Source organism: Acinetobacter sp. MD2, assembly GCF_035615575.1.
Taxonomy (GTDB): domain Bacteria; phylum Pseudomonadota; class Gammaproteobacteria; order Pseudomonadales; family Moraxellaceae; genus Acinetobacter.
Map to the genome: position 1 here is coordinate 192,901 of NZ_VTDK01000002.1, position 12,167 is coordinate 205,067.

Genomic DNA, 12,167 nt, shown 5'->3' on the forward strand with positions numbered 1-12,167 from the left:
TGAATTTTGATCAGTTAGTCAACTAAATTTTCCAAGTCAAAGTTTCCTGATCACTCAGCACATATCAATTCATTGATGAACTTATTTTAAGAAAAAGTACCTTGTGTTTAGCACTATTCTAATCGTAAGTACGTCTTATAGATTATCTTTGTTTGTCTACATACATCACCATTTATATCAGAATACGCCAATTCAACTCAAAATTTTATTTTAAATAAAAATTGGCGCTTAGATATAAAATCCATCTAAAACTTATGGTGTAGCAGCCATTACAGCATTATTCCAAAAGTCACAATGATGCTTGTCTTTAAAGTCAGTAACAGGCTTCAAGCCAGAAATACTTAAATTAAAGGGTTGATGGTTTGGATAACTTTGCCAATTTGGTAGACCGTCGCTATTCGGATTGCCTGTTTTTGCAAAATTACCCCAATATTGTTGCATTTGATCTGATAATTTTTGTTGCTGTGCATTCAAATGCTGACCACGAGTGAGTACGTTTGGGCTAGCAAATACATAATGTAGCTCTCCAGCATGATAACTACGTAAACCATATATTTTTTTCAATAATTTAGAGCGAAATGGTGCATCAGGATCTTCGAACTGATATTGATAAATTGGGGAAGCTTGTTTTTGATATAAATCAAGCATTGCTGTAGTCGGACAAACAAAGACAGAATCGGTGAAAATCTGTGAGAATGCCCGCTTCGTTCCCTCTTTTGCAATGATAGGTTGATAAAGTGTCATGGCTTTTTCGGCAAGCTCAGGTGAATCAAGCATGTCGCTAACACCTTTTTGTAAATTTTTTACCGTGGTCATACCTTTGGTATTGAAACTAAATAACATGGCAAATAAATCACCTTCATTGGCATTGGTTCCAACCAACATTGGGACTTGTGCTGTTTGTCCGCTTTTGAATGCTTGTAAAGGTGAAATTGGCAATAAATCTCCGCCAACCATCGGTGACCAGCCTTCCTTACCTGTAATACCTGAACGATTAGGCTTAGCCTGCATAATTTGTTTTGCTGTTTTTTTACGTAAGCAACTGAGGTCATCAGTACCTGAACAACCTAAGTTCTTAGCAAAGACTAATCCACCTTGTTCGGCTTTTTGCTGTGGGGTTGACCAACCGATGCCCACGCAACTGCCACTTTCCATAATTACACGTTTAAATAATCCTTTAGAGCTTGGCATAACCAAATGCGTACAGACACTGCCTGAACCAGCAGACTCTCCCATTAAGGTAATATTATTTGGATCACCACCAAATTGCGCCACATTGCGTTTCACCCATTTTAAAGCGGCTTGTTGGTCTTGAATACCAAAGGCACCTTCACCAGATGTTCCTTTTAATTCAGGATGTGCAAAGAAACCTAAGGCACCTAAACGATAGCTCGTCGAAACTACAATTACATTCTGTTTTTGTGCAAGCTGTGCAGGGTCATTGTCTCGGGTACTTCCCACCACGTAAGCACCCCCATGAATCCAAAAAATGACCGCTTTCGGTTTGGCTTCTTGATCAGTATTTTTGGGAACATATACATTCAGATATAAACAATCTTCTGATGCATCGGGGTTAACCGAGACACTGGCAACACAAGTATGACCTTGTTTGATGGTTTTTTTCACGCCTTGCCATGCAGTAGGCGCTTGAGGTGAACGAAACCGATTTTCGCCCACAGGTGCTTGGGCATATGGAATACCGAGATATTGATCAGTTTGGTCTTTTACAATACCCTGAATTTGACCAAGGTCAGTCTGAATAATTGCTGTATTTTGATGATTTTGATTTAAATTATTAGTTTGACATGCCATGAGTATAGGAGTGACTACACTGCATAAAGTCAATAATCTAAAGCGATTGTTAAATTTCATAGAAGCTACTTTTCTTGTCTCTGTGGTGTTAATTAGACCAAGCTGACACAAAAGTTCAAGACACATGCTGTAATCTAAGGCACTTTAAAATCACTATTTTTTTTGCAATTGATGCAACTTTAGAAATTTGGGTTTTGAGCATCAATTTTTTGAAAAATTATGAGATAAATCAACAAGAAAAAAGCCCCAATCTTTCGATTGGGGCTTTTAAAACTTGGAGCGGGAAACGAGACTCGAACTCGCGACCCCAACCTTGGCAAGGTTGTGCTCTACCAACTGAGCTATTCCCGCAGGGTCGAATAATTTTTTACTATAAAAAACTAAACAAAAAAGAATTTGGAGCGGGAAACGAGACTCGAACTCGCGACCCCAACCTTGGCAAGGTTGTGCTCTACCAACTGAGCTATTCCCGCGTGCTGCATATATTACCCTAATTCATTTCTGAATCAAGCGTTTTAAATAAAAACTTGATTCAATTGCATAAAATAACAACAAATTTTACATTTATGGTTAAATAAAAGGCGAACCTTGGGTTGTTGTCAATAGATTTCGAGCGTTTAGCGACATAGCTTCTATTTAAAATTTCTTGCTATACTTTTGAATCTATAAATTTTGTGAACTGAAAGTCCATGAGCCAAGAGCAACAAATCATCGAAAAATTACAGCATTTAAGCCCTGCACATCTTGAGGTGATCAATGAATCTTCGGGACATGGAGGATACTATCCGGGAAAAGAATCACACTTTAAAGTGATTGTGGTTGCTGAAATTTTTCATGGCTTACGTTTGGTACAGCGTCATCAAAAAATCTATGCTGAAGTGAACTCACTGTTAGCAGCAGGTGGTGGTGCAATTCATGCTTTGGCAATTCATGCTTACGCACCAAGTGAATGGCAAGGTGAAGCGCCAAACAGTCCTGAATGCGCACATGCACCTAAATCATAGGGAAATGATATGGATTCATTGTTAATCTTAAAAAATTTACATGCTTGTGCAATTGCGTTATTTGTTCTGAGTTTAATTGGTCAAAGCGCTGTTTTGTTTAAAGCTGAACCGGCAACTATGCAGGCTTTGCCGTATCGTCGGGCTTTACTCATTGTGCAGCATAGTGCGATTACATTATTGCTCATTACAGGTCTAAGCTTACTTTATTTGAAAAACTTTCAAGTCCAGCATTGGTTTTATGCCAAAATTATTTTAGCACTGGTGATGCTTTCATCTGTAATGAAAGCATTTAAAGATCCAGTTAAAAGTGAAATTTTATGGGTTCAGCGCAGAGCAGGAATGATCCTTGCATGGATTGCGTTATTCGCCATTTTGGCTTTAGTCATGGTACAACCTAAATTGTTTTAGTGTGATACAAATCTATATCTTGATGGGATATAGACTATTGTAAACTGACTGCATAGATGCACCAATTTACGGTAAATAGAGGTCTTTATGTCTGCTTATAAGTTCGTTTTACCCTTAACTGGGGTGTTGCTTTTAACTGCATGTGCAACAACTTCGATTAAGCCAACTTATGTTTCACCAACACAATATCAAAGCTATAATTGTGGGCAGTTGCAGGCAGAATATAATCGTTTGCAGCAATATCTAGATCAAGGTGTGCAACCTGCAAAACGTACAGGGATGGGTGTAGGGCTAGGTTTAGGTGGTGGTTTTGGCCGTGGAGGTTGGGGTTTTGGACCAACAGTTTCATTTAATCTAGGTCAGTCATCGAATAGTAAGCGAACCGAAGTGGCACAGTTGATGGGTCAGCAAGATGCGATTGTGCAAGCTGCTAAATTCAAGGCTTGTCCAATTATTGTCCGAATTAAGCCAACGACCTAAAATTAAAAATGGGCGAATACTACGCCCATTGATTATATTGATGTAATTTAACGAGATTTTTGACGTTTATTGCGAATAAATTCAAATACCGCAGGCAACAAGCTAAAAGCAATAATCCCTAGCATTAAATGTCCAAAGTTTTCTTTTACAAAGGGTAGTGAGCCAAAAAAATAGCCTGCAATAATAAATGATGATACCCAAAGTAGACCGCCAATCACATTAAAACATAAGAATGACTTGTAGTTCATTGCACCTGCACCTGCAACGAAAGGGGCAAAAGTACGAATAAATGGCATGAAGCGGGCAATAATAATAGTTTTTCCACCATGCAGTTCAAAAAAGGTGTGGGTTTTGATTAAGGCTTCTTTATTAATAAATCGAGATTTCATTTCAAAAACTCGCGGCCCAATATAACGTCCAATATGATAATTGAGCGTATCACCCATAACAGCAGCTATGAACAGCAGTAAAATGAGTAACCATGGATTCATCACGCCTGTCGATGCAGCTAAAGCGCCAGCGGCAAATAATAAGCTGTCGCCTGGTAAAAAAGGCATCACCACAAGCCCTGTTTCGACAAACACAATCAAGAACAAAATCGCGTAAATCCATGCGCCATATTGTTGGATAAATTCGGATAAATGTACGTCAATATGCAGGATAAAGTTGATCAGTTCCATAACAATCGCATAGGCAAAATAATCTACAAATCCTAGCAGTCTGTTGTTTGAATGTCAGTAATAAAGCCGTGAGTTTGTAGTTTTTATTTAAGAATAGACATAAAAATGCCCAATCTAAAGACTGGGCAAGTTGCAGTCAAAAATTTGACCTACATACGGTTATCATCAAGCAAAATTTGTGCTTCACGTAAACTTAAACTACCTTCATAAATAGCACGACCTGTAATTGCACCTAAAATACCGGGTTGACCTTTTAAATGACGTACATCATCTAAATTGGTGACACCACCCGATGCAATAATCGGTAAGCCACAATGCTGTGCCAGTGCAACGGTTTGTTCAACATTCACGCCTTGCATCATGCCATCACGGGCAATGTCGGTATATACAATGCTTGAAACACCTGCATCAGCAAAGCGTTTTGCAAGGTCGGTGGCTTTTAAATCCATCAAATTTGCCCAACCGTCGGTTGCAACATAGCCGTCTTTAGCATCAATCCCGACAATAATATGTCCGCCAAATTTTTTACAAGCTTCTTCAACAAATTCAGGTTCTTTGGCAGCTTTAGTGCCAATAATGACAAATGATACGCCTGCTTCTAAATAATGTTCAATGGTTTCAAAAGAGCGAATACCGCCACCAATTTGAATCGGGAGTTCAGGAAACTCTTTGGCAATTGCTTCAACCACGTTCTTATGAATTGGTGTACCTGCAAATGCACCATTTAAGTCGACCAAATGCAAGCGGCGCGCGCCTTCGTTGACCCAATGTGCTGCGGTTGCCACAGGATCATCAGAGAAAACGGTATCATCTTCCATACGGCCTTGTTTTAAGCGAACGCATTTTCCATCTTTAAGATCAATCGCGGGGATGATTAGCATGCTTTTGTTCCTTGCTTGGTCAGGAGAATTAAAATCGCTCACATCTTAGCAAACTATTGATCAATCGCTAAGCTTTTCATCTTAATAAAAAAGAGATCGGATGATCTCTTTTTAGGTCAAATTAAATCTTCCATTCCACAAAGTTTTTGAGCAGTTGCAAACCTGCGGTATGGCTTTTTTCAGGGTGGAACTGGGTGGCAAATAAATTTTCTTGATGAATTGCGGTACAAAATTCTAAGCCGTAGTTACATGTTGCTGCGACAAGATTTTTATTTTCAGGTTCAACATAAAAACTATGCACAAAGTAAAAACGAGCATCTTGTGCAATATCTTTCCACATTGGATGGCTAGGGTCGTGTTGATGCACTTGATTCCAACCCATGTGTGGGACTTTTAAACCGTCAATATCAGGAAAACGTTTGACTGAACCTTTAAAAATTCCAAGCGCATCACTGCCGCCATTTTCTTCAGAACGCTCTAATAGTGCTTGCATGCCTACACAAATGGCTAAAACAGGTTTGTTAAAGGCCGCTTGACGAATCACTTCATCAATGCCTGCATCTTGCATACCTTGAATACAGTCGCGCATGGCACCAACACCTGGGAATACAATTTTATCGGCTTGGGCAATTAATTTTGGGTCATTGGTGACATCAACCCTTGCACCGACATATTCAAGGGCTTTGGCCGCCGAGTGTAAGTTACCCATGCCATAGTCTAATAATGCAATACGGGTCATTATAAACTTCCTTTGGTTGAGGCAATGGTTCCTGCCGCGCGTGGGTCTTGCTCACATGCCATACGCAGCGCACGGGCAAAGGCTTTAAATGTGCTTTCAATTTGGTGATGGCTATTTTTGCCTTTTAAATTATCAATGTGTAGTGTCATGAGCGCATGGTTGACAAAACCTTGGAAAAATTCTGAAAATAAATCGACATCAAAGGTACCAATACGGGCGCGGGTAAATGGAATATCCATAAATAAGCCCGGACGACCTGAAATATCCACTACCACACGTGACAGTGCTTCATCTAAAGGCGCATAAAAATGCCCATAGCGGCGAATGCCTTTTTTATCGCCTAAGGCTTGTGCAAAGGCTTGACCTAAAGTAATCCCACAATCTTCAACGGTATGATGATCGTCGATTTCTAAATCACCATCACAATGAATATCAATATCGAATAAACCATGTCGTTTAATTTGGTCTATCATATGGTCTAAGAACGGGACGCCTGTGTTTAATGTGCCTTGACCTGTACCATCGAGATTCACGCGAACTCGAATTTTGGTTTCGTTTGTATTTCTCACCACTTCACTGATACGTTCGGTCATGGACACATTCCTCAAAAACGTCAAATTTTGATTAAACATTGCTGTTGTATTACACGCAGCATATTAATTTGCTCGGGAGGGTTAATCAATGCCTATTAGCGTACAGGTTTATACTTCGATAGATGACGAAGAACAACGTAACCAACTTGAGCGTTTGTATAACAGCAGCCCTGAATTTATTTCAGGCACTATAGCGGTAGAGCAGTTACAACAGCAATTAAAACAGTATAGCTTACTTTATACCGCAGAATTTAATTGCCGTATTATTGCGGCCATTTGGTGTATCGGAACAGGAGATACACGATCTTTGCAACATATTGTTGTGCATCCTGCCAATCGTGGGCGAGGGGTTGCACAGCGTTTAATTTCAGAATTGTGCCGAATGGAAAAGGCCAAACAAGTTGAACATTTTCAGCCGGGTTGTGGTGCAATTGCACATTATTTAGCACAGTTGGCTTGAGTTTAGGATGCTGGAGAGTTTTTGCTGCAAAAGTGAACACTTAATTACAATTGGTGTTATTTAATACTTGACCTGAATTTAATTACCGTGTTTAATATGCGTCATTGGCGCGATAGCTCAGTCGGTAGAGCAACGGATTGAAAATCCGTGTGTCCCCAGTTCGATCCTGGGTCCCGCCACCATATTTTAAAACCGCATATTGCGATTTCAATCCTTGATTCCATCAAGGATTTTTTTTGCCTATAGTTTAGGCAAATGATTTAAAAAACAGTATTTTGGGATTGACTCATCGCTTAAATTCAGGCTTAATACACCACATCGGCGCGATAGCTCAGTCGGTAGAGCAACGGATTGAAAATCCGTGTGTCCCCAGTTCGATCCTGGGTCCCGCCACCATATTCAAAAAGCCCCAAAGTTTAACTTTGGGGCTTTTTTATGTTTGATGATGGTTTCTAATCGGGAATCAACCGTTTTCCTACGCATACCGCTTCAACTTCTTCATATCCCAATTGATCATAAAAATTTAAGATTGATAAGTTGTCTTGACGAATGAGTAACTGTACTTTTGGACAGCCGATTGCAATTAGGCGTTTTTCAATGTGTTGAATTAAAGCAGTTGCAACGCCTAAACGTTGATGTTGCGGATGCACAGCCAAATAATGGATCCAACCGCGGTGTCCATCATAACCGCCCATCACTGAAGCAATCAGTTTGTTATCTTTTTCTGCAATTAAAAACAGTTGGTCGCCTTGTTGGGTTTTGCGGAAAATGTCGGTTTCAGGGTTGTTCCATGGTTTTGTGACACCACAAATTTCCCAAAGTTGAACTAAATCTTCAAGATCACCATCTAGGAAAGGCCGAATAATAAACATAACTTTGATTATTGTTGTTGGGTGTTATTTATACAATAAATTAAAATCATGCTTTTGATAAGTGATAATAGAAAGAAAAAGGGCATCTTTTTAAAAGATGCCCTCGACAAAGTGTGTTGCGATTTATTATGGCAACATTTTGCCTTTTTCTTCAAAGTTGGTATGCCATTCCACTGCTTCTTTTAACAGGTGTGGCGTGTGTCCACCTTTAGCACAGGCGCGGTCAAAGTAATCATTTAACGCCGCTTGATAGTCAGGGTGAACACAATTGTCGATAATCACGCGGGCGCGTTCGCGTGGTGCAAGCCCACGTAAATCGGCAAGACCTTGTTCCGTCACTAAAATATCCGTGTCATGTTCAGTATGGTCAACATGGCTCACCATAGGTACAACTGATGAAATATCGCCACCTTTGGCAATCGATTTGGTCACAAAAATAGCCAAATGGGCATTACGGGCAAAGTCACCTGAACCACCAATACCATTCATCATTTTAGTGCCACCGACGTGGGTTGAGTTGACGTTACCGTAAATATCAAACTCAAGTGCGGTGTTAATTCCAATAATGCCTAAACGACGTACCAATTCAGGGTGATTCGAAATTTCTTGTGGGCGTAATACAAATTTGTCTTTATATGCAGCAAGGTTGCCAAACACACGCTCACCACATTGTGGCGATAGCGTCATTGAACAGCCTGAAGCAAATTTCATTTTTCCTGCATCAATCAGCTCAAAAGTACAATCTTGTAATACTTCTGAGTACATCACTAAGTCTTCAAAATTAGAGTGTTTAAAGCCTGTAAGTACAGCATTGGCAATGGAACCAATTCCCGCTTGTAGTGGGCCTAGGTTTTTAGGTAGTCGTTTTGCTTCGACTTCTTGTTCAAAAAATGCAATGAGGTGATTGGCAATGGCTTGAGTTTCTTCGTCTGGGTCGGTCACATTAGATGGTGAGTCTGCTAAGTCATTAAAGACAATCCCTACAACTTTGGCAGGGTCAAATGAAATCCCTTTTTGCCCAATACGGTCATCGACTTGAATTAATGGTACAGGGCCACGTGTTGGGCGTGCTTCTGGGGTATAAATGTCGTGTGTACCTTCAAATTCGGTACTGACTGCGGTATTAATTTCAATAATGATTTGATCTGCAAACTCTACAAAGCTTGCTGAGTTACCGACAGATGTTGTTGGAATAATCAGATTGTCTTCGGTAATGGCAACTGCTTCAATCACCGCAATATCAGGGCGCTTGAGGGTTAAATTACGCATTTGTTCGACTGTTTCAGACAAATGCTGGTCAATAAACATGACCTGACCATTATTAATGGCTTTACGCAAGGTATTGTCCACTTGGAAGGGCATGCGGCGTGCTAATGCACCTGCTTCGGTAAGTTTTTTATCGAGGTCATTGCCTAAGCTTGCACCTGTAATTAAGGCAATTTTGACAGGGTTGGTTTTAGCACGTTCTACAAGTGCCAAAGGCACTGCTTTGGCTTCGCCTGCACGAGTAAAACCACTCATCCCGATTGTCATTCCGTCCTGGATTAGTTCTGCTGCTTGCTCGGCTGAAATGACTTTATCATGTAATGAAGCTAAGCGAATACGATCTAATGACATTGTTCTACTCTCAAAAAATTGATTTTCTAAGTTATTCGCCACTATTTTACGTGCAGCACTCAATAAAGTGCAGCTGTGTTAGGCTAAGGTCTAATTTTTGAAATAAATAGTCATATTTAATCAAATGATGATTTTTAAGATGTTGAAAATATTGGTAGTTTATTTATTTCTTAATTGGGTGGTAAGGCTTGGTTTAGCTTCAAATCAAGCTCGGTCAAAGTGGGTGTTGGCTGGTTGGTGATGTTATGTTCGAATAGACTGAATGGGGAGTGAGACAATTGCTTCAAAGCCTCCTTGCTCACGATTGCGAAGTGTCAGCTCACCGTGATGAAGATCGACAATTCGTTTCACAATTGCTAATCCTAAGCCACTGCCTTGGATGGTACGTGCAGAATTACCCCGTACAAATGGCTGCATGAGGTCTTGAATTTGTTCATCAGGCACGCCTTCTCCGTGGTCTGCCACAGTAATGTGTACATGTTGTTGGTCGGCATAGGCTGAAATTTCAATTGGTTCTGCACCATAACGTTTGGCATTGTTAATCAAATTACCGATTAAGCGTTTGAGCGATAAACTTCGTGCGTAAAGTAATGGCAGCTGTTGTGGGTTAAAGTGAATATCAAGTGGTTTAAATTGCACAATCAATTCTTGTAATAAGTTATTGATATTGGTTGTAGAAAGTTCTTCATCTGAACCATCGCGCATATACGAAATGAATTGATTTAAGATCGCATCCATATCATCGACATCGTAAACTAAACCCTCGCGTAGAAACTCATCGGGCAACATTTCTGCAGTGAGTCGAATGCGGGTGAGGGGGGTTCTTAAGTCGTGTGAAATGCCTGCAAGCATAATTTGGCGGTCTTTACCTGCTTGATCAAGCGTATAAATCATGTGGTTAAATGCTTGATTTACTTCTCGAATCTCTTGTGGTCCATGATTGGTACTTAAGTAAGGCGCTTTACCCGTATGGCTATAACTGTTCGCTGCATTTTGCAAGCGCTTTAGTGGTCGATTGAGCTGACGCACTAAGGTTAAAATAATAATTGATGCTAAAATTGGGACACCAAATAGCCAACCAAAGATTAGTTCGGTGCTGTAATTTGCATAGGTGTTGAGCGGTTCACGTAACCAATGTCCATGCATTTGTGGGGTTTGAATCCAAATGCTTGGGGTTGGTTTGAATTTAAAAAATACTGTTACTTTTTCACGGTCGGCTTGGATTTCTTGGGCAAGACGTTTTTCAATACGGTCGGTAAATAAATCGGCAATTAGTTTATCTTTTACAATAGGATATTTGGCAGGATCGGTCACATATTCGACGCCTAAGCGATGCTTTAACCAGCCTTCAATGTTAAATGTTTTATTGTCTGAGGTAACCTGAATATCTTTATTTTGAATAAAATCGAGTTCGATGGCTAAGTAACGTGCATGTTGCTGAATCTCTGGCAAATACAGGGTGCGCCAAAAAAACCAAAGCGACATAAAAAAGCTGAAGCTGACCACAAACCCAACTAAAACAGTAGTTCGCAGAGCCGCAGAGCGTGGTTTTAGTGTGTCTAAAAAACGTTCTGTGCGGCTGCGTGGTTGTGCATAATAACCAGAGGCATCGACCAAATCTTTTGGGTCTATAGGGTCAAGCTTCACCGTATTATCCTATTACTCAGAACCATCTGGAACAAAGACATAGCCAACGCCCCATACTGTTTGAATATAACGTGCGCGGGCAGGGTTATCTTCAATTAAACGGCGTAAGCGTGACACTTGCACGTCAATTGAGCGTTCCATTGCACCCCATTCACGGCCACGGGCAAGGTTCATCAGTTTGTCGCGGGTAAGCGGTTCACGTGGATGTTGTACTAATGCTTTGAGTACAGCAAATTCACCTGTAGTTAAGGTAACCACTTGTCCTTCACGGGTAAGTGTGCGGGTAGAGAGGTCGAGTGACCAAGAACCAAAACTCACCACTTCCATATGTTGGCTTGGTGCGCCAGGCACTTCACGCACTTGACGGCGTAAAATGGCACGAATGCGTGCAAGTAACTCATTTGGATTAAATGGTTTTGGTAAGTAGTCATCTGCACCTGCATCTAGCCCTGCGATACGGTCAGAATCGCTGCCACGTGCCGTGAGCATAATAATCGGGGTGTCAATATTAGACTGACGTAAACGGCGGCAAATACTTAAGCCATCTTCTACGGGCAACATAAAGTCTAAAACGATGAGTGAAAATAACTCACGTTGTAGCAAACGATCCATTTGAGTTGCATCGTGTGCCGTTTTCACCACAAAGCCTTTGTCTTCTAAAAAGCGTTGCAATAGTGTGCGTAGGCGCACATCGTCATCGACAACTAAAATTCGTTCAACACGATCGTTATCGTGAGGTGCCACATCTTGGGTTTCTGCAGGTACCACTAAACTCATGAAGTGCTCCCTTATTTATCGTAAATAGCATGGTTGATGTTTTGAGTATAATGCGTAAAGGTCGGCTCTGCTATGACTTCATTTGTTCAAATTAACAAATATATACAGGAATATAGCCAAAATGATTCATGCTTTAAAAATGAGGGTAAAAAAATAAAATTCAACGTAAAAAACAAAAACATGCTGGCTTAAAAATA

General features: G+C 40.5%; 13 protein-coding genes and 4 tRNA genes. 6 read left to right on the forward strand and 11 right to left on the reverse strand.

The window, feature by feature from the left end; genetic code table 11:
- Positions 1-252: 252 nt before the first annotated feature.
- The 3 genes from FXN70_RS04145 to FXN70_RS04155 all read right to left on the reverse strand — a co-directional run bounded on the left by FXN70_RS04145 (position 253) and on the right by FXN70_RS04155 (position 2,285).
- A complete protein-coding gene (locus FXN70_RS04145; RefSeq protein WP_324646226.1) occupies positions 253-1,872 on the reverse strand; it encodes a carboxylesterase/lipase family protein in 1,620 nt (539 codons plus the stop codon).
- A gap of 215 nt (positions 1,873-2,087) precedes the next feature.
- Positions 2,088-2,163 (reverse strand) — tRNA-Gly (locus FXN70_RS04150).
- A 46-nt stretch (positions 2,164-2,209) separates the two neighbouring features.
- A tRNA-Gly gene (locus FXN70_RS04155) sits at positions 2,210-2,285 on the reverse strand.
- 216 nt (positions 2,286-2,501) lie between these two features.
- Between FXN70_RS04155 and FXN70_RS04160 the strand changes: the two genes are divergently transcribed.
- From FXN70_RS04160 to FXN70_RS04170, 3 genes are all read left to right on the forward strand, one after another.
- The gene (locus FXN70_RS04160) at positions 2,502-2,816 is read left to right on the forward strand and encodes a BolA family protein (protein WP_324646227.1); all 315 of its coding nucleotides are present in this window, start codon (positions 2,502-2,504) and stop codon (positions 2,814-2,816) included.
- A gap of 9 nt (positions 2,817-2,825) precedes the next feature.
- Complete coding sequence (locus FXN70_RS04165; RefSeq protein WP_324646228.1) at positions 2,826-3,224, forward strand: SirB2 family protein; 399 nt, start codon at positions 2,826-2,828, stop codon at positions 3,222-3,224.
- 87 nt (positions 3,225-3,311) lie between these two features.
- On the forward strand, positions 3,312-3,704 hold the full coding sequence (locus FXN70_RS04170) for a hypothetical protein (RefSeq protein ID WP_324646229.1): 393 nt from the start codon (positions 3,312-3,314) through the stop codon (positions 3,702-3,704).
- Between the two features lie 47 nt (positions 3,705-3,751).
- Here the strand turns inward: FXN70_RS04170 and FXN70_RS04175 are convergent, their stop codons facing one another.
- From FXN70_RS04175 to hisB, 4 genes are all read right to left on the reverse strand, one after another.
- Positions 3,752-4,384, reverse strand: a complete 633-nt coding sequence (locus tag FXN70_RS04175) for a DedA family protein (RefSeq protein WP_324646230.1) — start codon at positions 4,382-4,384, stop codon at positions 3,752-3,754.
- Between the two features lie 149 nt (positions 4,385-4,533).
- Positions 4,534-5,265 carry a 1-(5-phosphoribosyl)-5-[(5-phosphoribosylamino)methylideneamino]imidazole-4-carboxamide isomerase gene (gene hisA / locus FXN70_RS04180; protein ID WP_324646231.1) on the reverse strand — a complete coding sequence of 244 codons (732 nt, stop codon included), beginning with the start codon at positions 5,263-5,265 and terminating at the stop codon, positions 4,534-4,536.
- A 121-nt stretch (positions 5,266-5,386) separates the two neighbouring features.
- Positions 5,387-6,004 (reverse strand): imidazole glycerol phosphate synthase subunit HisH, encoded by a 618-nt coding sequence (gene hisH, locus FXN70_RS04185; RefSeq protein WP_324646232.1) that lies wholly within the window; start codon positions 6,002-6,004, stop codon positions 5,387-5,389.
- Positions 6,004-6,597 carry an imidazoleglycerol-phosphate dehydratase HisB gene (gene hisB / locus FXN70_RS04190; RefSeq protein WP_324646233.1) on the reverse strand — a complete coding sequence of 198 codons (594 nt, stop codon included), beginning with the start codon at positions 6,595-6,597 and terminating at the stop codon, positions 6,004-6,006. Before hisB ends, hisH begins: the two co-directional genes overlap by 1 nt.
- Before the next feature lie 88 nt (positions 6,598-6,685).
- Here hisB and FXN70_RS04195 point away from each other — a divergent pair, with 88 nt between their 5' ends.
- The 3 genes from FXN70_RS04195 to FXN70_RS04205 all read left to right on the forward strand — a co-directional run bounded on the left by FXN70_RS04195 (position 6,686) and on the right by FXN70_RS04205 (position 7,453).
- Positions 6,686-7,057 (forward strand): acetyl-CoA sensor PanZ family protein, encoded by a 372-nt coding sequence (locus tag FXN70_RS04195; RefSeq protein ID WP_324646234.1) that lies wholly within the window; start codon positions 6,686-6,688, stop codon positions 7,055-7,057.
- A gap of 106 nt (positions 7,058-7,163) precedes the next feature.
- Positions 7,164-7,239, forward strand: a tRNA-Phe gene (locus tag FXN70_RS04200).
- Positions 7,240-7,377: 138 nt separating this feature from the next.
- A tRNA-Phe gene (locus FXN70_RS04205) sits at positions 7,378-7,453 on the forward strand.
- A gap of 56 nt (positions 7,454-7,509) precedes the next feature.
- Here the strand turns inward: FXN70_RS04205 and FXN70_RS04210 are convergent.
- The 4 genes from FXN70_RS04210 to ompR form a co-directional block, all read right to left on the reverse strand.
- On the reverse strand, positions 7,510-7,929 hold the full coding sequence (locus FXN70_RS04210; protein WP_324646235.1) for a GNAT family acetyltransferase: 420 nt from the start codon (positions 7,927-7,929) through the stop codon (positions 7,510-7,512).
- Positions 7,930-8,055: 126 nt separating this feature from the next.
- Entirely contained in the window at positions 8,056-9,546 is a 1,491-nt protein-coding gene (locus tag FXN70_RS04215; protein ID WP_324646236.1) for an acetyl-CoA hydrolase/transferase family protein, read from the reverse strand.
- Positions 9,547-9,789: 243 nt separating this feature from the next.
- Positions 9,790-11,193, reverse strand: a complete 1,404-nt coding sequence (locus FXN70_RS04220) for an ATP-binding protein (RefSeq protein ID WP_324646237.1) — start codon at positions 11,191-11,193, stop codon at positions 9,790-9,792.
- Between the two features lie 12 nt (positions 11,194-11,205).
- A complete protein-coding gene (gene ompR, locus FXN70_RS04225; RefSeq protein ID WP_324646238.1) occupies positions 11,206-11,970 on the reverse strand; it encodes a two-component system response regulator OmpR in 765 nt (254 codons plus the stop codon).
- Between the last annotated feature and the right edge of the window lie 197 nt (positions 11,971-12,167).

Bases quoted from the DNA above. Each gene is read 5' to 3' on its own strand.
- FXN70_RS04145 (WP_324646226.1), bottom strand. From the start codon at position 1,872: ATGAAATTTAACAATCGCTTTAGATTATTGACTTTATGCAGTGTAGTC.
- FXN70_RS04160 (WP_324646227.1), top strand. From the start codon at position 2,502: ATGAGCCAAGAGCAACAAATCATCGAAAAATTACAGCATTTAAGCCCT.
- FXN70_RS04165 (WP_324646228.1), top strand. From the start codon at position 2,826: ATGGATTCATTGTTAATCTTAAAAAATTTACATGCTTGTGCAATTGCG.
- FXN70_RS04170 (WP_324646229.1), top strand. From the start codon at position 3,312: ATGTCTGCTTATAAGTTCGTTTTACCCTTAACTGGGGTGTTGCTTTTA.
- FXN70_RS04175 (WP_324646230.1), bottom strand. From the start codon at position 4,384: ATGGAACTGATCAACTTTATCCTGCATATTGACGTACATTTATCCGAA.
- hisA (WP_324646231.1), bottom strand. From the start codon at position 5,265: ATGCTAATCATCCCCGCGATTGATCTTAAAGATGGAAAATGCGTTCGC.
- hisH (WP_324646232.1), bottom strand. From the start codon at position 6,004: ATGACCCGTATTGCATTATTAGACTATGGCATGGGTAACTTACACTCG.
- hisB (WP_324646233.1), bottom strand. From the start codon at position 6,597: ATGACCGAACGTATCAGTGAAGTGGTGAGAAATACAAACGAAACCAAA.
- FXN70_RS04195 (WP_324646234.1), top strand. From the start codon at position 6,686: ATGCCTATTAGCGTACAGGTTTATACTTCGATAGATGACGAAGAACAA.
- FXN70_RS04210 (WP_324646235.1), bottom strand. From the start codon at position 7,929: ATGTTTATTATTCGGCCTTTCCTAGATGGTGATCTTGAAGATTTAGTT.
- FXN70_RS04215 (WP_324646236.1), bottom strand. From the start codon at position 9,546: ATGTCATTAGATCGTATTCGCTTAGCTTCATTACATGATAAAGTCATT.
- ompR (WP_324646238.1), bottom strand. From the start codon at position 11,970: ATGAGTTTAGTGGTACCTGCAGAAACCCAAGATGTGGCACCTCACGAT.